Genomic DNA, 23,547 nt, shown 5'->3' with positions numbered 1-23,547 from the left:
ATTCAGGCCCTCGCTTTCTAAAAGAGCCGGAGCCTTGTCGGAGGCTGCGCGGCATCGGGATCTTTCACACCCGGATCATCTGGCGGACGGCCGAAAAAGGGAACCGGCTCCTCCTCACTTTCCGGCGATTTTCCAGTCTTTGAGGTCACATTCCCGGGAGCCGGTGTTTTTGCTGCAACAGCTATTTCTGTCTGCGGGGGCTTCGCAGGTTCCGAGGACGGGGAAACCGGTACGATGATCGGCTTGGACGGCTGTTCCACTCTTGTTTCCGGCCTGATTGCGGAAACAGGCGGCAGGCTGGCTATGGCTTCCTCGGCGGCGAGCGATCCTTCCTCGATCGGTCCTTCGAGCTGGCCGAACGGCGCCTTCCATTCGAATGCATCAAGCCGGCCTGTCACCGGCGAAAGCGGCAGCCACTTTTCCGAAACGAAGCCATCCGCAACCCAGGCGGGATCCCGCGGCGCACGCAGCGCCTGCGCCATCCAGTGGCGTACACGTCCCTGATCTCCGGTCTCCGCCTCCTCGATATCGGCCAGCAGCAGATAGGCGGCCTCGCGGGAATCCATGCGAGCGGCGGCCTCTGCCTTGGCGCGCGCCTTCCGGAATTCATGCGCGTCGAGCGCGGCCTGGGCGACGGCCAGCAGGGACTCGACGTTGTTCGGGCGGAGCGCTTCCAGCTTCTCGGCACGCTTCAGGCGATCGGTCGTGCTGTCACCGCTGCGGGCGCGGACATAGGCGCGGGCAATGTCCGGATGCGGCCCGAGCTTCCAGACGCCTTCGAGAACGGTGGCTGCCTTGCGGACATTATCCTCACGCAGCCAGGCCTTTGCGGCAATGACGGCGGCGGGCACGAGATCCTTGGCAAGCTTCAGGGCCGCCATGGCGTCGTCGCGGGCGCCTTTCGGGTCGCCCTCCAGCCGGTCGTCGGCCTTGGCGGTCAGCAGCACGGCCTTCCAGCGGTCGGCCTGGTTCTTGTCGATGACGCTTGCTGCGCGTTGCTGATCCAGCAGGCGGATCGCATCCTCCCACCGGCCGGCCTGGCTGCGGGATTCCAGCGTCGCCTGCGCCGCCCAGGGCAGGTAGGGGGCATGTTCCACGGCCTTTTCGGCATATTGCCGTGCGGCCTCGTTGGCTCCCAGCCTGCGGGCTTCCATGTAGAGGCCCCGCAAGCCCAGCTCGCGGGTCTCCGGATCCTCGGCCATCTGCTCGAATTTCTGGCGCGCTTCGTCATGCTTGCCCTCGATGAGGGCGGTCTGGGCTTCGAGGAGGTGGATCAGCGGCTCCTGGTCGGCGCGCAGAAGGCCGCGGGTGCGGACACTCATCTTGCGGGCTAGCAACGCGTTGCCCGCGCCGGCGGCGATCAATCCCGTCGAAAGCGCCTGATAGCCGCGGTCGCGCTTGCGGGCCCGGAAATAGCGGCGGACGGAATAGGGCGAGGTCCAGATCACGCCGACGATCCACCAGAGAATCATCGCGGCTGCGACAAGCGCAACGACCATGGTGGCGGCAACCATGATGCTCGTCTCGATCAGGTGGTCCTGCCAAGTGATGGAGATGAGACCCGGGCGATCGGCAAGCCAGGAGAAACCCCAGCCAAGGGCCAGCACGACAACGAGGAAAATGAGAAGTCTGATCATCTAGGGCCTCAGCCTTGAGTGCCGGCGACGGCACGCGTCAACGTTCCGCCCACGAGATTTTCCACCTGAATGCGAGCATCGAGTTTCTGCTTGAAATCGCGAGAGACCACCTTTGCCGGCTCCGGCAGCGCATCCCATTCGCGGGCGGAGGCCTGGAGGTTGCCGTTGCGCAGCCCTTCTTCCAGGCGGGCGACAATCGCCTCCGGCGTATCTCCCTGGACATCTCCGACGCGCCGCACCTTGACCACGGATATTGCCGAAGACAGAAGCCGGTCGACGATGCCCTGGTTCGGGTCCGGCTGGACGACGGCTTCCAGCATGGCATCGGCCATGCGCGGAAACTCGCGTTGCAGGTCGGCGCGGGAGGGGATCCCGCCTGCTGCAAATTTCTGGAGATCGGCAACCGCCGGATCATCGCCGGCAACGCTCGCAAAGGTCTGGAGTTCGGTCTCGAACGACCCGCCGCGATCGATGGCCGCCTTCAAAGCCGCGGCGGCAATGGCGCGGGCAATTTGTTGTTCCGGGCCACGGTCATTGAGCCGGGTTTCAATTTCCTTGACCCGGTCTTCGACAGCCAGTCCGTTGCTTGCCGTCGATTCGATCGCCGAGCGCAGTGTGTCGACATCCGTCTTCATCGCGGCAAGCGCCTGTTCGGACACGCCGCCGACTGGAGCATTTGCCGAAGCTTCAAGGGCCGCGACGCGATCGGTAAGCGCCGTATCCGCAGCCGGCGAGGCCGGCCTGTCGCGAAGTGCCGCAACTTCCTGCCGCAGTTCTGCAAGCTCCGACGAGACGGGGGTTATGTCGACGGCCGGCGCACGCGTTGCTGCGGGCAGATAGCCTGCGTATTGCATGCTGCCGGCAAGGGCGAGTGCCACGATGCCGCCGAAAACTCCGGCCGCGACGAGGGTCGATGTGGCGGGGCTGGTGCGGGGATGCGGTGCAGGCGTCGGTTCCGGTTCCGGGGTTACGGTTGCGGATTTCGGCTCTTCCGGAATTTCGTCATCCTCGACGATCGGGGAACTCTCGGTGGTGGAGGGGGGCGCGACGGGTTCGTCCGTAATGTCGCCCTTTGCTTCCTGGGGCTCCACGGATGTCTCCGAAGCTTCCGCGACCTGTTCAGCGGACGTCACCGGTTCGTCGGTATCGTTACTGCGGACCGGCTCCGCGACTACATCCGATTCCTCGGCCGTCAGATCGATCGTGACCGGTTCTTTTTCTGCCTTCGACCGGCGGGGTGGTTTTTCCGATACCATCTCGACCTCTTTTTGCATGCGCTCACAGGAAATTAGTCGGTGGGTGAGTGGAAGGAAAGGGGCGGGCGGGATTTTGCCGCGGGCCGCGACTAAAGAAGGGCAAGAAGCCCGTCTTCGTCAGGGTGTTCAGCGATCTTGATGTTTCTGTGAAATTCATATGGCACGACCCCGGCGACGTTATCGCTGAGGCAGAGCATCCGCATGGCTGCCAGAGCCGCAGCGTGCGGCACTGCGAAATCAAAGAAGAGGCGCGCATTCTCGCGGGAATAAAGAAGCACTGCGTTGGCCGGCGGATCGAGCAATGCATGCCGGATAATGTCCTCATCATAAGCTATGGGTGACATCTCGTAGATTTCCGCCGTCACAAAAGGCACCTTCTTCGCATGCAATCCCTCCTCGAATTTCGGCGAGCGCGGTTTTCCAGCCAGATAGAGGAGGGGAGCGGCGAACTCCGGCGTGCGGCTTGCAATCAGTTCGGCGAGTGCGGCTCCGGTGCCAGGCCCGACGCAGATGTTTTGGAAGCCCGCTTCTCCCGCCGCCCTGGCGGTGGCATCGCCCACGACATAGAGCGTTTCTTCGAGATAGGGTTTAAGGCGATCCGCCAGGGCCGAAAGGACCCGGACGGCTTCGGCACTGGTCACGGCAAGCGCGGCATGTGGTTTATCGAAGGCATCTTCCGCCAAGTCCGCGCGGTGCCGTGCTTTCGTCAGCGGCAGAAGAACCGGCTCATGGCCGAGGCTCCGCAGCCGTTCGGCCGACCGGCGGGCGGAGTTTTCCGGACGGGTGACGACGACCCGCACAGGCTCAACTCCAGCCTTCGAAGAAATCGGTGCCTGCGGCTACGCGCACCGCTTCGCCCGCCTTGCGGCCCAGTGTCTCGGCGTGCTCGCGGTGACCTTCCACCTCGATCGAGTGCTCCTTCCCGCCGTCCGGCGTCAGGATAAGGCCGGAGAATTTCATGTGATCTCCCTCGCAGACCGCGTAACCGGCAATCGGCGTGCGACAGGATCCGTCCAGAGCTGCAAGGAATGCGCGTTCGCAGGAGACCGCGTCGTAGGTCGCCCGGTCGTTGATCGCCTCCAGCAGAGTATCGATGCGGGCATCGCCGATGCGGTTTTCGACGCAGATCGCGCCTTGCGCCGGGGCAGGGGGAAAGTCGGCCGGGTCCAGCAGTTCGGTGACGACGTCTTCCTTGGCAAGGCGTTTCAGGCCGGCATAGGCGAGAAGGGTTGCATCGACCTCCCCCTCGCTCAGCTTACGCAAGCGCGTGTCGACGAGGCCGCGGAAGGTGATGACGTCGATGTCCGGCCGGATGCGACGGATCAGCGCCTGGCGGCGGAGGGATGATGATCCCACCGTGGCGCCGTCGGGCAATGCAGTCAAAGTTGGTGCGGTGCGGCCGATGAAGGCGTCGCGGAAATCCTCTCGCGGCAGATAGGCGGCGAGCCGCAGACCGTCAGGCAGTTTGGTGGGCATGTCCTTGGAGGAGTGCACCGCGAAATCGAGATCGCCGGAAAGAAGTTGCTCCTCCAGTTCCTGGGTGAAGAGGCCTTTGCCGCCGAGCTCCGTCAGCGGCCGGTCGTTGATCCGATCGCCGGTCGTTGACAGCACGACGATCTCGAACATCTCTTCCGGCAGGCCATGCGCGGCCATGAGCCGGGCGCGTGTTTCGGAGGCCTGGGCGAGCGCCAGCGGGCTGCCTCGCGTACCGATCCGAAAAGGTTTTGTTTGCATCCGCGTCATTCCGTTGTTACCGGAAGCTCTCGTAAACCTCTTTCTTCCAGCTCGCAATCAACGATGGGCAGTCAACGATAGGGCATGGCGACCTTTCTTCGCATCCTGGGCATCGAAACTAGCTGCGACGAGACCGCCGCAGCGGTGGTCGCGCGTCATGAGGACGGCCGCGGCGAAATCCTTTCCGATGTCGTGCTATCCCAACTCGACGAGCACAGCGTCTATGGCGGAGTGGTGCCGGAGATCGCGGCACGTGCCCATGTGGAGGCGTTGGACGGACTGGTCGAGGAGGCTCTTCACCGCGCCGATGTATCGCTCGACGAGATCGATGCGGTTGCCGCGACCTCCGGGCCGGGCCTGATCGGCGGACTGATCGTCGGGCTGATGACGGCCAAGGCGATTGCACGCGCCGCCGGCAAGCCATTGCTCGCCATCAATCATCTCGAAGGCCATGCGCTGACGGCGCGGCTGACGGATGGCCTTTCGTTCCCCTACCTCATGCTGCTGGTATCCGGCGGTCATACGCAGCTCGTGCTGGTGCGCGGCGTCGGCGAATACGAGCGCTGGGGCACGACGATCGATGACGCGCTCGGAGAAGCCTTCGACAAGACGGCAAAGCTGCTCGGTCTGCCCTATCCCGGCGGGCCGGCCGTGGAAAAAGCCGCACAGAGCGGCGATCCGGACCGTTTCTCCCTTCCACGTCCGTTGGTCGGCGAGGCGCGGCTCGATTTTTCCTTCTCCGGCCTTAAGACTGCCGTGCGGCAGGCGGCGACCGAAATCGCTCCGCTTTCCGAACAGGATGTCGCCGATATCTGCGCCTCATTTCAGAAGGCGGTTTCCCGCACGCTGCGCGACCGTATCGGCCGCGGGCTGGCGCGTTTCAAGGAAGAGTTCGCCAATCTCGACGTCGATCCGGCTCTTGTAGTGGCTGGAGGCGTCGCGGCCAATCAGGAAATCCGCCGCACGCTGCAGGCGCTCTGCCTGGAGCATGGCTTCCGCTTCATCGCCCCGCCGCTTCGGCTTTGCACGGACAATGCGGCGATGATCGCCTGGGCGGGCCTCGAGCGGCTGGCGGAGGATTTTCCGGCTGATCCGCTCGATGTCGCGCCGCGCTCGCGCTGGCCGCTGGACAGCCAAGCCCAGACCCTGCTCGGCTCCGGCAAGCGGGGTGCCAAGGCATGAAGGGCCAGGAACGTGTCGTCGTCATCGGCGCGGGAGCTTTCGGGACTGCGCTTGCCGCCGTGATCTCGCTGGAGGGCCGATATCCGGTGACGTTGATCGGCCGCGACCCTGAGCTGATGAGCGACCTGCGTGAGGATCGCGTGCATGACGCAGCGCTTCCCGGTGTGCCGCTGCCGGATGCGCTGGAGTTTTCCGTCGAGCCGGATGCGATCAGCGAGGCGAGCCTTGTACTTTTCGCCATGCCTTCCCAGGCGCAGGCGGATGCGGCACGGCATTACGGTCCCTATCTCGCCAGGGATGCGGTGGTGGTCATCTGCGCCAAGGGAATAGACAAGTCTTCGGGCAAGCTGCTGACGGAGGTGCTGGAGGCGGAATTGCCGCATCATCCGATCGCCGTTTTGTCCGGCCCCGGTTTCGCTGCCGATATCGCGCGCGGCCTGCCGACCGCCATGGTGATTGCTGCGGAGGACAAGGCTCTCTCGGAACGACTTGCAAACATGCTCTCGGGCCGCACGTTCCGGCTCTACGCCTCGACCGACCGGATCGGGGTGCAGCTCGGCGGTGCGCTCAAGAACGTGCTGGCGATCGCCTGTGGCATCATCGAAGGCGCGGGCCTCGGGGATTCGGCGCGTGCTGCGCTGATCTCGCGCGGGCTTGCGGAGATGTCGCGGCTCGTCCAGGCGATGGGCGGCAGGGCGGATACGGTTCGTGGGCTTTCGGGGCTCGGCGATCTGGTGCTGACCGGCACGAGCCATCAATCCCGCAACCTTCGCTTCGGCATCGCGCTCGGCAAGGGCGAGCCCGCGGAGACTGCCGGCGGTCCGCTGGTCGAGGGCTTTCATGCGGCTTCGGTCGCGGCCCGGCTGGGGGAAAAGTTCTCGGTCGAGCTTCCGGTGACCGAGGCGGTGGCGGCGATCATCGACGGGAAGCTCGATATCATGTCGGCCATGGAGCAACTCATGACACGGCCGATCAAAACCGAATAACAATTCTTTCGTGACCGCGCATATTGCCCGAAAACCGCTTCCAACTTTTCGGGATGCGCTCTTAGGAGAAGACCCGATGCTGTTTGCCTTTCTCTGCACCGACAAGCCCGGCCATCTGAACGTCCGGATGGAGACCCGTCCCGCTCATCTCGAACATCTGAACAAGCTCAATGCGGAAGGTACGCTGAAGATGGCAGGCCCCTTCCTCGATGACGAAGGCAAGCCGAACGGCAGCCTGGTGATTGTCGAGGCCGCCGACATGGAGGCTGCCCGGACGATCGCGGAAGCCGATCCCTATTATCTCGCCGGTCTCTTCGAGAAGGTCGAAGTCAAACCGTACAACTGGGTCTTCAACAAGCCGGCGGAGTGAAGCGAGAGATGGCGTACTGGCTTTATAAATCCGAACCTTCTTCCTGGTCCTGGGAACAGCAGAAGGCCGCTGGCGCCAAGGGTACCGAATGGACCGGGGTGCGCAATTACCAGGCACGCAACAACATGCGTGCGATGAAGATCGGCGACAAGGGCTTCTTCTATCATTCCAATGAGGGGCTTGAGATCGTCGGCATCGTCGAGGTCTCAGCGCTGTCGCACCCCGATTCGACCGCCAAGGACGATCCCCGCTGGGACTGCGTCGATGTCCGCGCGGTCACGGATATGCCGAAGCCGGTGACGCTGAAGGACATCAAGGCGAACCCGAAGTTCGAGAAGATGTCGCTCGTCACCTCCATGCGGCTTTCCGTGCAGCCGGTGACGGAAGAGGAATATTTCGAAATCTGCAGGCTCGGCGGTCTCGACAATCCGCCGCGCTCGCCGGACTGAGCGATTTGAAGACCGATCCCAGGACCTTCATCCTCGAAAACACCGATCTCATGCCGCCGCCGCATGTGCCGGAAATCCGGCTGCATCTTGCGACCGAAGCGCATGAGCTCTGGCTGAAGACAGAAGAGGATCTGGACAAGATCGGCCTGCCGCCGCCCTTCTGGGCCTTCGCTTGGGCGGGCGGGCAGGGGCTGGCGCGCTTCATTCTCGACCATCCGGAAACGGTAGCCGGCAAAAGAGTTCTGGATTTCGCCAGCGGTTCTGGGCTGGTGGCGATTGCCGCGAAGCTTGCCGGCGCCCTTGATGTGCTGGCGGCGGATATCGATCCCTGGACGGAAACTGCAGTCAGCCTGAATGCGGCGGAGAACGGGGTCGAACTTCGGTTCACGCGCGAGGACCAGGTTGGCAAGGCGGTCGATGCGGACGTGATCCTTGCCGGTGACGTCTTCTACGACAGAGATTTCGCCGGGGCGCTGATCCCCTGGTTTACGCGGCTTGCAGGCGGGGGGAGGCTGGTTCTGGTGGGCGATCCGGGGCGGAGTTATTGTCCCAAGGACCGCCTGGAGCAGCTCGCGGTGTATGACGTGCCGGTGACGCGGGTGCTGGAAGACAGCGAGGTAAAGCGGACGACGGTCTGGCGATTCCGGTAGGCACACCAGGACCATTCCCGCGCAGTCTCCTGCCGTGGTTTTCAAAGAACAGTCCGGAGAAGCGCACGCGAATGCGGAACCTCGGATTATAGTAATAAAAGTGGCTCCACATTCGCGTGGCCTTCGGCGTTCTTTCGGGGCTTCCGGCCCCTACAGGTGATCCTCTCGCCTCGCTGCGTGGCTTCATTCGCGGTCTCCTTTCGGGAAACCTTGCCACTTGCACGGCTATACCGAACCGGACATGGCTGTCCGGGGGAGGCTTGATAGGAGCAACCGCCTTTCGGCACGCGCTCCATGGTTTTCACCTCTTCCACCTTTCCCGCACGTTACGGTTCCGATGGAAGCGCCGGCTCCCGCCTGCCCGCGAACGTCTCGCGAAACACTCCGGCAACGGAAGCGGGGCAATTCTAGGCATGACGCAAGAGGGCGGGGATGAAAGGGAGTGATTTTTTCTGCCGATTTCTCCCAAGGCCTTGATTTGCCTCACCGCACCCCCCTCTGCCCTGCCGGGCATCTCCCCCTCAAGGGGGAGATCGGATGGGCGCACCGGCTTCCCCTTGCGTGGAGGGCTGACACGGCACGCCGGCCAGTAGAACGTGCCCGGTCAGCTCGTCCGTAACTGAAGGATCACGCCAGTCCTTCCTCGGCGAATGCCTGGATGACCGAGGATCGTACCCTCATACGGTCGAAGCAGGCCTGCAGGTTTTCCGGCAGTTCGACCCCGCTTTTCGGTGCGACCATCAGCACCCAGAACAGGTAGCAGTCGGCGATCGTCATCTCGTCGGCGATCAGGAATTGCTTTTGGCCCATCTGGTCGGCGAGGATGGCGAAGGCCTTCTTGAGTTTTTCGCGGGCGCGGACTTTTTCGGGCTCCGGAAAATCCCTGAAGAAGGGGGCATAGTTCGTGTGAATCTCGGACGACATGAAGGCGAGAGCTTCCAGCGTCCGCCACCGTGCGATGCCTCCCTCGGGAAGAAGCTTGCCGCTCCGTTCGGCGATATAGTTCAGGATGATCTGGTTTTCCGTCAGGATCGTACCGTCCTCGAGTTCGAGGGCGGGAATGTAGCCTTTCGGGTTGATCGACAGGAAGTCGCGGCCGTCTTCGGTTTTCTTTTCGCGATCGATGCCGGATAGCCCGTAGGGAAGGCCGGTCTCGATGAGGGCGATATGATCGGCCAGGCTGCAGGCTGCCGGGTAATAAAAGAGCTTCACGGTGGTCTCCTTGCGATAGACCCGCCTGAGGGCTTCTTCCCGTCGGGATGGTCCATATTGTTGACCACAGCCATTTATGTGACCTAAAAATGCCCGTCAAAAGCATATTTTTAGGAGCAGGTCAGATGGATGTGACCGCCAAACCGGCACATGCTGGCTGCAAGGCCGTCAGCGAGATCCTGAGCCGCGTGGGCGACAAATGGACGATACAGGTCGTTGTGGCCTTGAGCCTGGGTTCGCGGCGTTTCAACGGGATCAAGCGGCATGTCGGCGGTATCTCGCAGCAGATGCTGACACGCACGCTGAAGACACTGGAACGTGACGGTATGGTCGAGCGAATCGTTCACCACAGCTCTCCGCCACAGGTCGAATATTCGCTGACGCCGCTCGGCTATTCCCTGGCCGAGACTGCGCATCAGCTTGCCCAATGGGCGGCCGCCCATCAGTTGGAGATAGAGGGCAATCGCCTTCAATACGACGCGCGTTCACCGTGAGACGGGCTGCGGCCGCTCATATTGCGATAGCGGTATTCAGCTTGCCTTCCGGTCTCAATTCCCGCCGCGGATGACGCAGGCACCGGCCTCGTAGATGCAGGCGTTGACGGGCGCGAAAGCATCCTCCGTTTCGCCGGCGACATCGATGATCTTCACGGAAGGCGAAACCGAGCCGCTCCCTGTCATTGATATAACGGGGCTCGTGAAGGGCGTGTCCCGATAGCTCCGCAGGATATAGACGCTACGGCTTGCGGTGCGGGCTATGTCGAACGTGCCGCTGAAAATGCCGGGCTTGCTGACAAAGGCGGCGAGGTCGCTATTGGAGACAAATGCACCGGCGGGCGCGGATAGATAGTGCCAGTGGCCGTAGTCGCGGTCGCCCGCCTGCGATGGGGACGACAATGTCGCTGCCAGCACCAGGCCGGCAACGAAAACAGGCTTCATGCGATTCGCGATCATGGCGAACTCCGGCAAAATCGTTAACGAAACGTTAACATGAAACGGCCTCGCTCGTCGCGCCGGCAATGAGTTCTTTGCAAATCGTGGTTAATGTGAGCGCCGGGTTCGAGCCGATGTCGCCTTGAGAAAGACACAATCGATTAAATTTGAAATCCGTTTGAATTGTTCTTGTCGTCCGTGATTTCGAAGATTAAACCACGCCGATGATGCAATGCACATTTCTTCGGCATCGTGCATTGTTGGGCGCCCGCCCTTAAATACCGCATACGACGCCGCGAGGTTCTGATGGCGAATGTGACAAATAACCGGCCTCTGTCGCCGCATCTGCAAATCTATAAATTCATTCCCACCATGGCGATGTCGATCGTCCACCGCATTACCGGCGGAGCGCTCTACTTCGGCACGCTGCTTGTTGCCGCCTGGCTGATCTCGGCCGCTTCCGGCGAGGAATATTTCAACTGGGTCAACTGGCTGTTCGGCTCGCTCATCGGACAGCTCGTGCTTTTCGGCTATACCTGGGCCCTCATCCACCATCTGCTCGGTGGTCTGCGCCACATCATGTGGGATCTCGGCTATGGCTTCGAGAAGGAATTCTCGACCATGCTCGCCAAGGCCAATCTTGTCGCTTCCATCGTCCTGACTATCCTGGTCTGGGCGGTCGTGCTTATCGTTCGCTGAGGAGACAGGATCATGGATATGCGCACTCCTCTCGGAAAAGTCCGCGGCCTTGGTTCGGCCAAGAGCGGTACGGAGCATTTCTGGCGCGTCAGGACCACGTCCGTCGCGCTCGTTCCGCTCCTCGTTTTCTACATCGTCTTCCTGATCATCTATGCCGGCAGGCCCTATGCCGAAGTGGTCGGCGCACTCGCCAATCCCTTCGTTGCCACGATCAATGCGCTGACCATCGTCGCCAGTATCGTGCATATGCGTCTCGGCATGGAAGAAATCATCCAGGATTACATCCATTCCGAAGGCATGAAGATCGCTCTTCTCATCCTCAATGCCTTCTTTTCCTTCCTGATCGGCGGCCTCTGTCTTCTCGCCGTCCTGAAAATCGCGTTTGCAGGATAATCCCGTTATGGCATCGATCACACCCATCGCCCAGACCGGCAAGGCCTATATCTATGTCGACCATTCCTATGACGTGATCGTCGTGGGCGCCGGTGGCGCTGGCCTGCGCGCCACGCTCGGAATGGCCGAGCAGGGCTTCAAGACCGCCTGCATCACCAAGGTTTTCCCGACCCGCTCGCATACCGTCGCGGCACAGGGCGGCATCGCCGCCTCGCTGCAGAACATGACGCCGGACAGCTGGCAGTGGCACCTCTACGACACCGTCAAGGGCTCCGACTGGCTCGGTGACGTCGATGCCATGCAGTACATGGTCATGGAAGCGCCGAAGGCCGTCTATGAACTCGAGCATTACGGCGTGCCCTTCTCGCGCAATGAGGAAGGCAAGATCTATCAGCGTCCGTTCGGCGGCCATATGCAGAACTATGGCGAAGGCCCGCCGGTGCAGCGCACCTGCGCTGCCGCCGACCGCACCGGTCACGCGATCCTGCACACGCTTTATGGCCAGTCGCTCAGGAACAATGCGGAATTCTTCGTCGAATATTTCGCGCTCGACCTGATCATGTCGGACGACGGCCGCTGCACCGGCGTTGTCGCCTGGTGCCTGGACGACGGCACGATCCATCGCTTCGCTGCCAAGATGGTGGTGCTGGCGACCGGCGGTTACGGCCGCGCCTATTTCTCGGCAACGTCCGCCCATACCTGCACCGGCGACGGCGGCGGTATGATCGCCCGCGCCGGCCTGCCCCTGCAGGACATGGAGTTCGTGCAGTTCCATCCGACCGGCATCTATGGTTCGGGCTGTCTCATCACCGAAGGCGCACGCGGCGAAGGCGGCTACCTCGTCAATTCCGAGGGCGAGCGCTTCATGGAACGCTATGCGCCTTCGGCCAAAGACCTCGCCTCCCGCGACGTTGTTTCCCGTTGCATGACGCTGGAAATCCGCGAAGGCCGCGGCGTCGGCAAAAACAAGGACCACATCTTTCTGCATCTCGACCATCTCGATCCGGCCGTCCTGCACGAGCGTCTGCCAGGCATTTCCGAGAGCGCCAAGATCTTCGCGGGCGTCGACGTGACCCGTGAGCCCATTCCGGTCCTGCCGACCGTGCATTACAACATGGGCGGCATCCCGACCAATTTCTGGGGCGAAGTCCTGAATGCCAATGCTTCCAACCCGGAACGGATCGCACCCGGACTGATGGCTGTCGGCGAAGCGGGCTGCGCCTCGGTGCACGGCGCGAACCGTCTCGGTTCCAACTCGCTGATCGACCTCGTGGTTTTCGGCCGCGCCGCTGCGATCCGCGCCGGCCAGGTCATCGACAGGGCCGCGCCGGTGCCGGCCCTCAACAAGGCCGCCTGCGACAGGATCATGGAGCGTTTCGACGGCCTGCGCCATGCCAGCGGCTCCACGCCGACCGCCGTGCTGCGCGACAAGATGCAGCGCGCCATGCAGGAAGACGCGGCCGTGTTCCGCACCCAGGAATCGCTCGAATCCGGCTGCCGCCGGCTTTCGGAAATCTGGGGCGAGCTCAAGGACATCAAGGTCACCGACCGTTCGATGATCTGGAACTCCGACCTCGTCGAGACGCTCGAACTGCAGAATCTGATGGCAAATGCGATCACCACGGTCTACGGCGCGGAAGCGCGCAAGGAAAGCCGCGGCTCTCACGCCCGCGAGGATTATGCCTCCGGCCCGTTTGCCGGTCGCGACGACGTAAACTGGCGCAAGCATACGCTCGCCTGGGTGAGCGAGGCCGGCGAGGTGAAGCTCGACTACCGCCCGGTCCATACCGAACTCATCGCAGAAGGTATCGATCCGCACAAGATCGAGCCCAAGGCACGCGTGTACTGAGGCCATGACAGCCATGCCGTCCATCGCGAATTCTGCCGAGAAAGTGCCCTTCGGGCGTCTTCTCGGCATATTCGCGATCAATCTCGATCGCTCGCCTGACCGGTGGGCCGAGATCGAACGGCATTTCGGCCATCTCGAATGGCCGCTTGAGAGGATTGCGGCCGTCGATGCACGGAACAATCCTCAAGCCGTTCTGTCCGTTCGCGGGCAGTCGCTGCGGTTTCCACCGGACGGCGTGGCCTGGAACGGCCACCGCAACCGGCTCTTCATGCTGACGGAAGAAGCCTGTCTCGCCGGTCATGTGCTGACTTGGCGGCGGTTTCTTGCCTCCGATTTCACCTATGCACTCGTGCTGGAGGACGACGCAGAGCCGCAGCCCGGTTTCGCCGAGGCGGTTTCCGAATTGCTCAGTTCGGATCTCGGCGTCGATATCGTCAAGCTTGAGGGCGTTTTCCGCCCGGGTGGCCGCAAGGTGATAACGATACGTCAACTTGGTGAACACAGGCTGGTTCGTTCGCTGCGCCCTGCATCGGGTTCGGCCGCGTATCTGGTGACGCGCCGAGGTGCGGAGCACCTGCTTGCGGGTGTCGACCAGAACTGCGTGCCGGCCGACGACTTCCTCTGGAGCGGTGCCTACCACGATTGCGACGTGGCGCATCTTGCCCCCTGGGTCATCATGCAGTCGGGCTCGGCGAGCGTGATCGCCACCGACAAGACGTCGAAACGGGCGCATGTCCGCGCGCCGTTCGGCCGGGCCGCACGGATGCCGCTGCTCCGGGCGCTGGAGCGGCTGAAGCTTGTCTGGGCGGCGATCAAAGGCCGGCCCCTGAAACTTTTGAACACGACGGTCGCCCCGTGGGCGCCAAATGGTTATAACCTGAAAGACAGTATGGCGCTTGCCGCCAAGGATCGGAAGTCTAGCAATGGTTGAACTCGCTCTCCCCAAGAACTCCCAGATGACCGAAGGCAAGGTCTGGCCGAAGCCGGAAGGCGCCAAGAACGTTCGCGAGTACCGCGTGTATCGCTGGAATCCGGACGACGGCCAGAACCCGCGTATCGACACCTATTATATCGATGTCGATGATTGCGGGCCGATGGTTCTCGACGGTCTGCTCTATATCAAGAACAATATCGACCCGACCCTGACGCTGCGCCGCTCCTGCCGCGAAGGCATCTGCGGTTCCTGCGCGATGAATATCGACGGTACCAACACGCTCGCCTGCACCAAGGGCATGGACGACATCAAGGGCACCGTGAAGGTCTATCCGCTGCCCCACATGCCGGTGGTGAAGGACCTTGTTCCGGACCTCACCAATTTCTATGCCCAGCACCGTTCGATCGAGCCCTGGCTGAAGACGGTTTCGCCGCCGCCGGCCAAGGAGTGGAAGCAGAGCCACGAGGATCGCCTGAAGCTCGACGGTCTCTACGAATGCATCCTCTGCGCCTGCTGCTCGACCTCCTGTCCGAGCTACTGGTGGAACGGCGACCGCTATCTCGGGCCGGCCGTCCTGTTGCAGGCCTATCGCTGGCTGATCGATAGCCGCGACGAAGCCAAGGGAGAGCGCCTCGACAATCTCGAGGATCCTTTCCGGCTCTATCGCTGCCACACGATCATGAACTGCGCCCAGACCTGCCCCAAGGGTCTGAACCCGGCCAAGGCGATCGCCGAAATCAAGAAGATGATGGTCGAGCGCCGCGTCTGAGGCGCTCGGGCGTCTGTTCTTCCTTGCGGCCCGCTCCCGTATTTCGGGGGCGGGCCGATTTCTTCCTCGCCGGCGAATGATCGTCCAAAACAGCGCCGGCGCCCTGTTGCTTGCCGAAACCGATCGAAGCGTTCTGCAGGCCCGAACTCGCAACAGGCGGTCAAATTGTTCCAGTCACACTTGATTAACCAAGGGGCTTTACGGTAATTCGGTCTCAATTCAGTGGCATTAGCGGCGGATACCGACTGAAAGCGGGAGTTAGATGATGCAGTTCAGATATGTGGCGACGGGCCTTGTTCTTGCGATAGCACTTGCCGGTTGCCAGCGTACTTCATACAGTCCCTACAGCGACTTGCCTTCTCAACCCGCTCCTCTTCAGGCCCAGCCCGTTCCGTCGGTGCAGGGCGGGCAGCTTCCGCCTCCGGGCGGCGCATCGCAGTTCCCCACCGCTCCGGCTGCCAACCCGAACATGGCTGCGGTTGACCCGAATGCGGCGGCGCCGGCGAGTGCTCTCGACGTCAAGAAGGAAGCCATGGTCGGCAACTGGCGTGTCTCGAATGCCGGCGCCTCCTGCGACATGTTCCTGACGCTCACCAATCTCGGGGGCGGTTCGCGCGGCGGAACCCGCGGTTGTGTCGGGGAACTGACGACGATGGGATCCTGGGACGTGTCGGGCAAGATGGTCCAGTTCAAGAACCGGGCCGGCGACGTCATCGGACGGGTCTACAAGAGTGCCGACAACCGTTTCGACGGTACGATGAATTCCGGACAGCCGGTCAGCCTGAGCCGCTGAGCGGCTCCACACATTTGAGAGCGTCCGGTTGGAACCCATCCCCGAATACACGGCGAGCGTCGGCGAAGAGCTGAAGGCGCTGACGTTGTCGGGTGCGTTGACGGCCGATGCCGCCCAGCTCGATGTGGCGGCGAGGCTCGACCATGTCCTGACGTGCCTTAGGGAAACGAAGCCGGCGAAGAAGAAGAGCGCACTCGGCTGGCTATTCGCCAGGGGCGGCGGGCGGCCGCGGGAAATCCGCGGTCTTTACGTCCATGGCAGCGTCGGGCGCGGCAAGACCATGCTGATGGACATGTTCTTCAAGAAGGCGCCGACGGAGAAGAAGCGCCGCGCGCATTTCCACGAGTTCATGGCGGATGTGCACAACCGCATCCATGAGCATCGGATGAGGGTGAAGCGCGGTGAGACGCGGCAGGCCGATCCGGTGCCGCCGGTCGCCGCAGCGCTTTATGCGGAGGCTGAGCTTCTCTGCTTCGATGAATTCTCCGTGACCGACATTACGGATGCAATGATCCTGGCGCGCCTTTTCACCGAGCTTTTCAATCTCGGTTGCGTATTGATCGCGACCTCCAATGTGGCACCGGAAAACCTCTACAAGGACGGGCTCAACCGCGGGCTCTTCCTGCCGTTCATCGCGCTGCTCAACAAGTATGTCGACGTGGTGACGCTCGACTCGCCCAACGATTATCGCATGCAGAAGCTTGCGAGCCTGCCGGTCTATGTGACGCCGCTCGATGGGCGCGCCGACGCGGCGATGGAGGCCGCCTGGCATCAGGTGACGGAAGGCAAGAGGGCCGAACCGGCCGAGATCCCGAGGAAAGGCCGCAGTATTCACGTTCCCGCCGCCGCCGGACGCGCCGCGCGCTTCGATTTTTCGGATATCTGCGGCAAGCCGCTGGGTGCTTCCGATTATCTGGCCATCGCCGGTCGTTTTGATACCGTTTTCGTCGAACATATTCCGCAGCTCGGACCGGACAGGCGGAACGAGGCAAAGCGGCTGATCAACCTGGTCGATGCGTTTTATGACCATGCGGTCAGACTCTACGTTTCCGCAGCGACGCCGCCGGAGGATATTCTCCTGGAGCGGAAGGGGACGGAAGGCTTCGAATTCGACCGAACCGTCTCGCGCCTCTTCGAGATGCGCAGCCCCGACTATCTTGCACTGCATCAGGAAAAACGCCGCCGAGTTTGAAGTTTCGGTGACATTATATCTTACGTTTACGTAAGAATTTTATTATCTAACCGATTGAAAAATATACTCACAAAATAATCGATTGCCATTTTTCCCGTATGGCTGTATGCGATCGTCCACATTGGCGGATCTGCCCTGGTCTGCTGTGGATTCAGATCTCGAAAGGAAGCTTTTCGATGGCGCGCAAGAAGATCGCACTTATTGGTTCTGGCATGATCGGTGGCACGCTGGCGCATCTCGCCAGCCTGAAAGAGCTGGGCGACGTCGTCCTCTTCGACATCGCCGACGGTATTCCGCAGGGCAAGGGCCTCGACATCGCCCAGTCCGGTCCGGTCGAAGGTTTCAATGCGAAGCTCTCCGGCGCCAGCGATTATTCGGCCATCGAAGGCGCCGACGTCTGCATCGTCACCGCCGGTGTTGCCCGCAAGCCGGGCATGAGCCGCGACGACCTGCTCGGCATCAACCTCAAGGTCATGGAGCAGGTCGGCGCCGGCATCAAGAAATATGCCCCGAACGCCTTCGTGATCTGCATCACCAATCCGCTCGACGCGATGGTCTGGGCGCTCCAGAAATTCTCGGGCCTGCCGAAGAACATGGTCGTCGGCATGGCCGGCGTGCTCGACTCGGCCCGTTTCCGCCTCTTCATCTCCGAAGAATTCAACGTTTCCGTTCAGGACGTCACCGCATTCGTTCTTGGCGGCCATGGCGATACGATGGTGCCGCTGGCACGCTATTCCACCGTTGGCGGCATTCCGTTGACCGACCTTGTGAAGATGGGCTGGACCACCAAGGAGCGCCTCGAAGAGATCATCCAGCGCACCCGTGACGGCGGCGCCGAAATCGTTGGTCTGCTCAAGACTGGTTCGGCTTACTACGCTCCGGCCGCATCCGCGATCGAGATGGCCGAATCCTACCTCAAGGACAAGAAGCGCGTGCTGCCTTGCGCAGCCTACCTTTCCGGTCAGTACGGCGTGAAGGACATGTATGTCGGCGTTCCGGTGGTTCTCGGCGCCGGTGGTGTCGAGCGCGTCATCGAAGTCGAATTCAACAAGGATGAAGAGGCGGCTTTCCAGAAATCCGTCGGCGCAGTCGCCGGTCTTTGCGAGGCCTGCATCAACATCGCCCCCGCTCTGAAGTAATGGGCGCGCTGAAATAATCGAAACAGGGATTGACCCATGAATATCCATGAATATCAGGCCAAGGCTCTGCTGAAGAGCTACGGTGCGCCGGTGGCCCAGGGCGTGGCCATCCTGAAGGTCGAAGAGGCGGAGGCGGCTGCGAAGTCGCTTCCCGGCCCGCTCTACGTCGTGAAGAGCCAGATCCATGCCGGCGGCCGCGGCAAGGGCAAGTTCAAGGAACTGCCTCCGGAAGCCAAGGGCGGCGTTCGCCTCGCCAAGTCGATCGAAGAGGTCGTCGCCAACGTCAAGGACATGCTCGGCAACACGCTGGTGACCGCGCAGACCGGCGAAGCCGGCAAGCAAGTCAACCGCCTCTATATCGAAGACGGCGCCGATATCTCCCGTGAGCTCTATTGCTCGCTGCTGGTCGATCGCTCGGTCGGCCGCGTGGCCTTCGTCGTCTCGACCGAAGGCGGCATGGACATCGAGGCCGTCGCCCACGATACGCCCGAGAAGATCCACACGATCGCCATCGATCCGGAAGCCGGGGTGACGGCTGCCGACGTCGCTGCGATCTCCAAGGCTCTCGAGCTTACCGGTGCTGCCGCAGAGGACGCCAAGTCGCTCTTCCCGATTCTCTACAAGGCCTTCGACGAGAAGGACATGTCGCTTCTCGAAATCAACCCGCTGATCGTCATGCAGAACGGCCACCTGCGCGTCCTCGACGCCAAGGTTTCGTTCGATGGCAATGCGCTGTTCCGTCACGATGACATCAAGGCGCTGCGCGACGAGACCGAGGAAGACAGCAAGGAAATCGAGGCCTCCAAGTGGGACCTCGCCTATGTAGCGCTCGACGGTAATATCGGCTGCATGGTCAATGGCGCCGGCCTCGCCATGGCGACGATGGACATCATCAAGCTTTACGGCAAGGAGCCGGCGAACTTCTGCGACGTCGGCGGCGGCGCCGGCAAGGAGAAGGTCGCTGCAGCCTTCAAGATCATCACCGCGGACCCCAAGGTCGAAGGCATTCTCGTCAATATCTTCGGCGGCATCATGCGCTGCGACGTTATCGCCGAGGGCGTTGTCGCAGCCGTGCAGGAAGTCGGCCTGAAGGTTCCGCTCGTCGTGCGCCTGGAAGGCACCAATGTCGAGCTCGGCAAGAAAATCCTGAATGAGTCCGGTCTCGCGATCACTGCGGCTGACGACCTTGACGACGCGGCGAAGAAGATCGTCGCGGCGATCGAAGCCTAACCTGGAAGGACCGCAACCAATGTCTATTCTCGTCAACAAAGACACGAAGGTCATCGTCCAGGGCCTGACCGGCAAGACCGGCACCTTCCATACGGAACAGGCGCTCGCCTATTACGGCACCAAGATGGTGGGCGGTGTTCATCCCAAAAAGGGCGGCGAAGCGTGGTCATCGGGCGTCGACGGCACGTCGCTGCCGATCTTCACGTCCGTTGCTGAAGCCAAGGAAAAGACCGGCGCCGACGCGTCCGTCATCTATGTCCCGCCGGCGGGCGCCGCCGACGCGATCATCGAGGCGATCGAAGCCGAGATCCCGTTCATCACCTGCATCACCGAAGGTATCCCGGTGATGGACATGGTTCGCGTCAAGGCTCGCCTCGACCGATCCAAGTCCCGCCTGCTCGGCCCGAACTGCCCTGGCATCCTGACGCCGGAAGAGTGCAAGATCGGCATCATGCCGGGCTCCATCTTCCGCAAGGGTTCGGTCGGTATTGTTTCGCGTTCCGGCACGCTGACCTACGAAGCGGTCTTCCAGACCTCGAACGAAGGCCTCGGCCAGACCACGGCCGTTGGCATCGGTGGCGACCCGGTCAAGGGCACCGAGTTCATCGATGTGCTGGAAATGTTCCTGGCCGATGACGCTACGCAGTCGATCATCATGATCGGCGAAATCGGCGGCTCGGCGGAAGAAGATGCGGCGCAGTTCCTCAAGGACGAAGCCAAGAAGGGCCGCAAGAAGCCGATGGCTGGCTTTATCGCCGGCCGCACGGCTCCGAAGGGCCGCACGATGGGCCATGCCGGCGCTGTCGTTTCCGGTGGCAAGGGCGATGCGGAATCGAAAATCGCGGCCATGGAATCGGCGGGTATCAAGGTGTCGCCGTCTCCGGCCCGCCTGGGTAAGACGCTGGTTGAAGTCCTCAAGGGCTGACGCCACATAAGAGCAAGCTTCGGGCAGGCGAAAAGGAACATGGTTCGCCTGCCCGTATTTCGCGTAAAGCGCGCGTGACATTCCGCATCTGCGGTCTATGTCACACCATGAATGAAAGCGGCGGCCGACGCTCTTCGGCCTCAATTACGGCAGGAGGCGGGCGCGGCGCCCGCAAGAAACCATGGCACGGCAAGAAGCCAACGAGCAATTTCTCATCACCTCTTTCCTGGACGGTCAGAATGCAACCTATATCGAGCAGCTCCATGCCCGGTATGAGGACGATCCGAATTCGGTTGCACCGGAATGGCAGGCTTTCTTCAAGGCGCTAGCCGACAATCCGGACGATGTGAAGAAAGCGGCAAACGGAGCTTCCTGGCAGCGCAAGAACTGGCCGATCGCCGCCAATGGTGAATTGGTCTCAGCGCTCGACGGCAACTGGCCCGTTGTCGAAAAGGCGATCGAAAAGAAGGTCCAGGCGAAGGCCGAAGCCTCTGCCGCTGCCTCCGGCAAGCCGATCGATCCCGCCGCTGTCCTGCAGGCAACCCGCGACAGCGTGCGTGCCATCATGATGATCCGCGCCTACCGCATGCGTGGCCACCTGCATGCCAAGCTCGATCCGCTCGGTCTTGCAGCTCCGGTCGAGGATTATAACGAGCTTTCGCCGACGGCCTACGGCTTCACGGAAGCCGATTACGACCGCAAGATCTTCATCGACAACGTGCTCGGCCTCGAATACGCGAGCATTCGCGAGATGATCGAGATTCTGGAGCGCACCTATTGCTCGACGATCGGCGTGGAGTTCATGCACATCTCCAACCCGGAGGAGAAGCAGTGGATCCAGGAGCGCATCGAGGGCCCGGACAAGGGCGTTGAATTTACTCAAAACGGCAAGAAGGCGATCCTGCAGAAGCTGGTCGAGGCGGAAGGCTACGAGCAGTTCCTCGACGTCAGGTTCAAGGGTACGAAGCGTTTCGGTCTCGATGGCGGTGAATCGCTCATCCCGGCGCTGGAGCAGATCATCAAGCGCGGTGGCCAGGAAGGACTCGAGGAAGTCGTTCTCGGCATGGCGCATCGCGGCCGCCTCAACGTGCTGACCAATGTCATGGGCAAGCCGCACCGCGCCGTCTTCCACGAGTTCAAGGGCGGTTCCTTCAAGCCGGACGAAGTCGAAGGCTCGGGCGACGTGAAGTACCACCTCGGCGCATCCTCGGACCGTGAGTTCGACGGCAACAAGGTGCACCTGTCGCTGACGGCCAATCCGTCGCATCTCGAAATCGTCAACCCGGTCGTCATGGGCAAGGCCCGCGCCAAGCAGGACATGCTCGCCAAGGTCTGGGAAGGCGATATCATCCCGCTGCGCGAGCGCGCCAAGGTGCTGCCGCTGCTGTTGCACGGCGATGCGGCCTTTGCCGGCCAGGGCGTGGTTGCCGAAGTGCTCGGCCTTTCCGGCCTGCGCGGTCATCGCGTCGCCGGCACGATGCATTTCATCATCAACAACCAGATCGGCTTCACCACCAATCCGGCCTTCTCGCGCTCGTCGCCCTATCCGTCCGATGTTGCCAAGATGATCGAGGCGCCGATCTTCCACGTCAACGGCGACGATCCGGAGGCGGTCGTCTATGCAGCAAAGATCGCGACCGAATTCCGGATGAAGTTCCACAAGCCGGTTGTTATCGACATGTTCTGCTACCGCCGCTTCGGCCATAACGAAGGCGACGAGCCGGCGTTCACGCAGCCGAAGATGTACAAGGTCATTCGCGGCCACAAGACGGTGTCCCAGCTTTATGCCGACCGCCTGATTGCCGAAGGCCTCGTGACCGAGGGCGAATTCGAGAAGATGAAGGCTGATTGGCGCGCGCATCTGGAGGCCGAGTTCGAGGCCGGCCAGAGCTACAAGCCGAACAAGGCCGACTGGCTGGATGGCCAATGGTCCGGCCTGCGCTCGGCCGACAATGCCGACGAGCAGCGTCGCGGCAAGACGGCCGTGCCGATGAAGCAGTTGAAGGAGATCGGCCGCAAGCTTTCGACGATCCCGGAAGGCTTCAGCGCGCATCGCACCATCCGCCGCTTCATGGAAAACCGTGCGCAGATGGTCGAAACCGGTGAAGGGATCGACTGGGCGATGGCCGAGGCTTTGGCGTTCGGTTCGCTTGCAACGGAAGGTACGAAGATCCGCCTCTCCGGCCAGGATTGCGAACGCGGCACGTTCTCGCAGCGCCATTCGGTCCTCTACGATCAGGATACCGAAGACCGCTATATTCCGCTTGCCAACCTGTCGCCCACACAGGCCCGTTACGAAGTCATCAACTCCATGCTCTCGGAAGAGGCAGTGCTGGGCTTCGAATACGGTTATTCGCTGGCCCGTCCGAACGCATTGACGCTCTGGGAAGCCCAGTTCGGCGACTTCGCCAATGGTGCGCAGGTCGTGTTCGACCAGTTCATCTCGTCGGGCGAACGCAAGTGGCTGCGCATGTCCGGTCTCGTTTGCCTGCTGCCGCACGGTTACGAAGGCCAGGGGCCTGAACACTCGTCGGCCCGCCTCGAACGCTGGCTGCAGATGTGCGCGGAAGACAACATGCAGGTCGCCAACTGCACCACGCCGGCCAACTACTTCCATATCCTGCGCCGGCAGGTGAAGCGCGACTTCCGCAAGCCGTTGATCCTGATGACGCCGAAGTCTCTCCTGCGGCACAAGCGGGCGACCTCGGCGCTTGCCGAAATGGCGGGTGAATCCTCCTTCCATCGCCTGCTTTGGGATGATGCGGAGGTCATCAAGGACGGTCCGATCAAGCTGCAGAAGGATTCGAAGATCCGTCGCGTCGTTCTCTGCACCGGCAAGGTCTATTATGATCTTCTGGAAGAGCGCGAAAAGCGCGGCATCGACGACATCTACCTGCTGCGCATCGAACAGCTCTATCCATTCCCGGCCAAGGCGCTCATCAACGAGCTTTCCCGCTTCCGCAATGCGGAAATGGTCTGGTGCCAGGAAGAGCCGAAGAACATGGGCGCCTGGGCCTTCATCGATCCCTACCTGGAATGGGTGCTCGCCCATATCGATGCGAAGTATCAGCGGGTCCGCTATACCGGCCGGCCGGCTGCGGCTTCGCCCGCGACAGGCCAGATGTCCAAGCATCTGGCGCAGCTCGAGGCCTTCCTCGAAGACGCGCTCGGCGGCTGAGACATCAGCCGCCTTCCCATCCTTTCAAAAACACATCT

23 protein-coding genes are annotated in these 23,547 nt (G+C 62.0%); 17 read left to right on the top strand and 6 right to left on the bottom strand.

The features are described from left to right. Positions 1-17: 17 nt before the first annotated feature. The 4 genes from QEO92_RS21445 to hemC form a co-directional block, all read right to left on the bottom strand. Positions 18-1,637 carry a heme biosynthesis protein HemY gene (locus tag QEO92_RS21445; RefSeq protein ID WP_227704363.1) on the bottom strand — a complete coding sequence of 540 codons (1,620 nt, stop codon included), beginning with the start codon at positions 1,635-1,637 and terminating at the stop codon, positions 18-20. An 8-nt stretch (positions 1,638-1,645) separates the two neighbouring features. Continuing rightward, a complete protein-coding gene (locus QEO92_RS21440) occupies positions 1,646-2,893 on the bottom strand; it encodes a COG4223 family protein (RefSeq protein WP_227704362.1) in 1,248 nt (415 codons plus the stop codon). A gap of 89 nt (positions 2,894-2,982) precedes the next feature. After that, the gene (locus tag QEO92_RS21435; RefSeq protein WP_227704361.1) at positions 2,983-3,693 is read right to left on the bottom strand and encodes a uroporphyrinogen-III synthase; all 711 of its coding nucleotides are present in this window, start codon (positions 3,691-3,693) and stop codon (positions 2,983-2,985) included. Positions 3,694-3,697: 4 nt separating this feature from the next. Next, entirely contained in the window at positions 3,698-4,627 is a 930-nt protein-coding gene (gene hemC, locus QEO92_RS21430; RefSeq protein WP_227704360.1) for a hydroxymethylbilane synthase, read from the bottom strand. Positions 4,628-4,711: 84 nt separating this feature from the next. Here hemC and tsaD point away from each other — a divergent pair, with 84 nt between their 5' ends. From tsaD to QEO92_RS21405, 5 genes are all read left to right on the top strand, one after another. Continuing rightward, positions 4,712-5,809, top strand: a complete 1,098-nt coding sequence (tsaD, locus tag QEO92_RS21425) for a tRNA (adenosine(37)-N6)-threonylcarbamoyltransferase complex transferase subunit TsaD (protein WP_227704359.1) — start codon at positions 4,712-4,714, stop codon at positions 5,807-5,809. Next, complete coding sequence (locus QEO92_RS21420) at positions 5,806-6,795, top strand: NAD(P)H-dependent glycerol-3-phosphate dehydrogenase (RefSeq protein WP_227704358.1); 990 nt, start codon at positions 5,806-5,808, stop codon at positions 6,793-6,795. The genes tsaD and QEO92_RS21420 overlap by 4 nt, the downstream gene beginning before the upstream one ends. 76 nt (positions 6,796-6,871) lie before the next feature. Then, positions 6,872-7,165 (top strand): YciI-like protein, encoded by a 294-nt coding sequence (locus tag QEO92_RS21415; RefSeq protein WP_037156768.1) that lies wholly within the window; start codon positions 6,872-6,874, stop codon positions 7,163-7,165. Positions 7,166-7,173: 8 nt separating this feature from the next. Continuing rightward, complete coding sequence (locus QEO92_RS21410) at positions 7,174-7,614, top strand: EVE domain-containing protein (RefSeq protein ID WP_227704357.1); 441 nt, start codon at positions 7,174-7,176, stop codon at positions 7,612-7,614. Between the two features lie 5 nt (positions 7,615-7,619). Further along, complete coding sequence (locus QEO92_RS21405; RefSeq protein WP_227704356.1) at positions 7,620-8,264, top strand: class I SAM-dependent methyltransferase; 645 nt, start codon at positions 7,620-7,622, stop codon at positions 8,262-8,264. 627 nt (positions 8,265-8,891) lie between these two features. Here QEO92_RS21405 and QEO92_RS21400 read toward each other — a convergent pair. Further along, positions 8,892-9,476, bottom strand: coding sequence for a glutathione binding-like protein (locus QEO92_RS21400; RefSeq protein WP_227704355.1), 585 nt, complete (start codon positions 9,474-9,476; stop codon positions 8,892-8,894). Between the two features lie 125 nt (positions 9,477-9,601). Between QEO92_RS21400 and QEO92_RS21395 the strand changes: the two genes are divergently transcribed. After that, a complete protein-coding gene (locus QEO92_RS21395) occupies positions 9,602-9,970 on the top strand; it encodes a winged helix-turn-helix transcriptional regulator (protein WP_227704354.1) in 369 nt (122 codons plus the stop codon). A gap of 54 nt (positions 9,971-10,024) precedes the next feature. Here the strand turns inward: QEO92_RS21395 and QEO92_RS21390 are convergent, their stop codons facing one another. Then, the gene (locus QEO92_RS21390; RefSeq protein WP_227704353.1) at positions 10,025-10,429 is read right to left on the bottom strand and encodes a hypothetical protein; all 405 of its coding nucleotides are present in this window, start codon (positions 10,427-10,429) and stop codon (positions 10,025-10,027) included. A gap of 285 nt (positions 10,430-10,714) precedes the next feature. On the opposite strand from QEO92_RS21390, the gene sdhC reads away from it, so the two are divergent. From sdhC to QEO92_RS21335, 11 genes are all read left to right on the top strand, one after another. Beyond that, complete coding sequence (gene sdhC, locus QEO92_RS21385) at positions 10,715-11,107, top strand: succinate dehydrogenase, cytochrome b556 subunit (RefSeq protein ID WP_227704352.1); 393 nt, start codon at positions 10,715-10,717, stop codon at positions 11,105-11,107. Between the two features lie 12 nt (positions 11,108-11,119). Further along, positions 11,120-11,500 carry a succinate dehydrogenase, hydrophobic membrane anchor protein gene (sdhD, locus tag QEO92_RS21380; RefSeq protein WP_037156781.1) on the top strand — a complete coding sequence of 127 codons (381 nt, stop codon included), beginning with the start codon at positions 11,120-11,122 and terminating at the stop codon, positions 11,498-11,500. Positions 11,501-11,507: 7 nt separating this feature from the next. Next, on the top strand, positions 11,508-13,349 hold the full coding sequence (gene sdhA, locus QEO92_RS21375; protein WP_227704351.1) for a succinate dehydrogenase flavoprotein subunit: 1,842 nt from the start codon (positions 11,508-11,510) through the stop codon (positions 13,347-13,349). A 13-nt stretch (positions 13,350-13,362) separates the two neighbouring features. Continuing rightward, positions 13,363-14,280: a glycosyltransferase family 25 protein gene (locus QEO92_RS21370; RefSeq protein WP_227704350.1), complete on the top strand. Its 918-nt coding sequence runs from the start codon at positions 13,363-13,365 to the stop codon at positions 14,278-14,280. Continuing rightward, positions 14,273-15,052 carry a succinate dehydrogenase iron-sulfur subunit gene (locus QEO92_RS21365; protein WP_227704349.1) on the top strand — a complete coding sequence of 260 codons (780 nt, stop codon included), beginning with the start codon at positions 14,273-14,275 and terminating at the stop codon, positions 15,050-15,052. The genes QEO92_RS21370 and QEO92_RS21365 overlap by 8 nt, the downstream gene beginning before the upstream one ends. Before the next feature lie 265 nt (positions 15,053-15,317). Further along, positions 15,318-15,845, top strand: coding sequence for a protease inhibitor Inh/omp19 family protein (locus tag QEO92_RS21360; protein ID WP_037157288.1), 528 nt, complete (start codon positions 15,318-15,320; stop codon positions 15,843-15,845). 28 nt (positions 15,846-15,873) lie between these two features. Continuing rightward, complete coding sequence (gene zapE, locus QEO92_RS21355) at positions 15,874-17,037, top strand: cell division protein ZapE (protein ID WP_037156790.1); 1,164 nt, start codon at positions 15,874-15,876, stop codon at positions 17,035-17,037. A gap of 176 nt (positions 17,038-17,213) precedes the next feature. Continuing rightward, a complete protein-coding gene (gene mdh, locus QEO92_RS21350; protein WP_037156792.1) occupies positions 17,214-18,176 on the top strand; it encodes a malate dehydrogenase in 963 nt (320 codons plus the stop codon). Positions 18,177-18,212: 36 nt separating this feature from the next. Then, positions 18,213-19,406 carry an ADP-forming succinate--CoA ligase subunit beta gene (gene sucC, locus QEO92_RS21345; RefSeq protein WP_037156794.1) on the top strand — a complete coding sequence of 398 codons (1,194 nt, stop codon included), beginning with the start codon at positions 18,213-18,215 and terminating at the stop codon, positions 19,404-19,406. A gap of 19 nt (positions 19,407-19,425) precedes the next feature. After that, positions 19,426-20,331: a succinate--CoA ligase subunit alpha gene (sucD, locus tag QEO92_RS21340; protein ID WP_037156796.1), complete on the top strand. Its 906-nt coding sequence runs from the start codon at positions 19,426-19,428 to the stop codon at positions 20,329-20,331. A 181-nt stretch (positions 20,332-20,512) separates the two neighbouring features. Beyond that, positions 20,513-23,509 (top strand): 2-oxoglutarate dehydrogenase E1 component, encoded by a 2,997-nt coding sequence (locus tag QEO92_RS21335; protein ID WP_227704348.1) that lies wholly within the window; start codon positions 20,513-20,515, stop codon positions 23,507-23,509. The last annotated feature ends 38 nt before the right edge of the window (positions 23,510-23,547 follow it).

Origin of the sequence: Neorhizobium petrolearium (genome assembly GCF_029854435.1) — a bacterium.
Taxonomy (GTDB): Bacteria; Pseudomonadota; Alphaproteobacteria; order Rhizobiales; family Rhizobiaceae; genus Neorhizobium; species Neorhizobium petrolearium.
Note: the sequence above shows the minus strand (reverse complement) of the source record. Positions and strands in the feature narration are given on the sequence as shown.

Bases quoted from the DNA above. Each gene is read 5' to 3' on its own strand.
- QEO92_RS21445 (WP_227704363.1), bottom strand. From the start codon at position 1,637: ATGATCAGACTTCTCATTTTCCTCGTTGTCGTGCTGGCCCTTGGCTGG.
- QEO92_RS21440 (WP_227704362.1), bottom strand. From the start codon at position 2,893: ATGGTATCGGAAAAACCACCCCGCCGGTCGAAGGCAGAAAAAGAACCG.
- hemC (WP_227704360.1), bottom strand. From the start codon at position 4,627: ATGCAAACAAAACCTTTTCGGATCGGTACGCGAGGCAGCCCGCTGGCG.
- tsaD (WP_227704359.1), top strand. From the start codon at position 4,712: ATGGCGACCTTTCTTCGCATCCTGGGCATCGAAACTAGCTGCGACGAG.
- QEO92_RS21420 (WP_227704358.1), top strand. From the start codon at position 5,806: ATGAAGGGCCAGGAACGTGTCGTCGTCATCGGCGCGGGAGCTTTCGGG.
- QEO92_RS21415 (WP_037156768.1), top strand. From the start codon at position 6,872: ATGCTGTTTGCCTTTCTCTGCACCGACAAGCCCGGCCATCTGAACGTC.
- QEO92_RS21410 (WP_227704357.1), top strand. From the start codon at position 7,174: ATGGCGTACTGGCTTTATAAATCCGAACCTTCTTCCTGGTCCTGGGAA.
- QEO92_RS21395 (WP_227704354.1), top strand. From the start codon at position 9,602: ATGGATGTGACCGCCAAACCGGCACATGCTGGCTGCAAGGCCGTCAGC.
- QEO92_RS21390 (WP_227704353.1), bottom strand. From the start codon at position 10,429: ATGATCGCGAATCGCATGAAGCCTGTTTTCGTTGCCGGCCTGGTGCTG.
- sdhC (WP_227704352.1), top strand. From the start codon at position 10,715: ATGGCGAATGTGACAAATAACCGGCCTCTGTCGCCGCATCTGCAAATC.
- sdhD (WP_037156781.1), top strand. From the start codon at position 11,120: ATGGATATGCGCACTCCTCTCGGAAAAGTCCGCGGCCTTGGTTCGGCC.
- sdhA (WP_227704351.1), top strand. From the start codon at position 11,508: ATGGCATCGATCACACCCATCGCCCAGACCGGCAAGGCCTATATCTAT.
- QEO92_RS21370 (WP_227704350.1), top strand. From the start codon at position 13,363: ATGCCGTCCATCGCGAATTCTGCCGAGAAAGTGCCCTTCGGGCGTCTT.
- QEO92_RS21365 (WP_227704349.1), top strand. From the start codon at position 14,273: ATGGTTGAACTCGCTCTCCCCAAGAACTCCCAGATGACCGAAGGCAAG.
- QEO92_RS21360 (WP_037157288.1), top strand. From the start codon at position 15,318: ATGCAGTTCAGATATGTGGCGACGGGCCTTGTTCTTGCGATAGCACTT.
- mdh (WP_037156792.1), top strand. From the start codon at position 17,214: ATGGCGCGCAAGAAGATCGCACTTATTGGTTCTGGCATGATCGGTGGC.
- sucC (WP_037156794.1), top strand. From the start codon at position 18,213: ATGAATATCCATGAATATCAGGCCAAGGCTCTGCTGAAGAGCTACGGT.
- sucD (WP_037156796.1), top strand. From the start codon at position 19,426: ATGTCTATTCTCGTCAACAAAGACACGAAGGTCATCGTCCAGGGCCTG.
- QEO92_RS21335 (WP_227704348.1), top strand. From the start codon at position 20,513: ATGGCACGGCAAGAAGCCAACGAGCAATTTCTCATCACCTCTTTCCTG.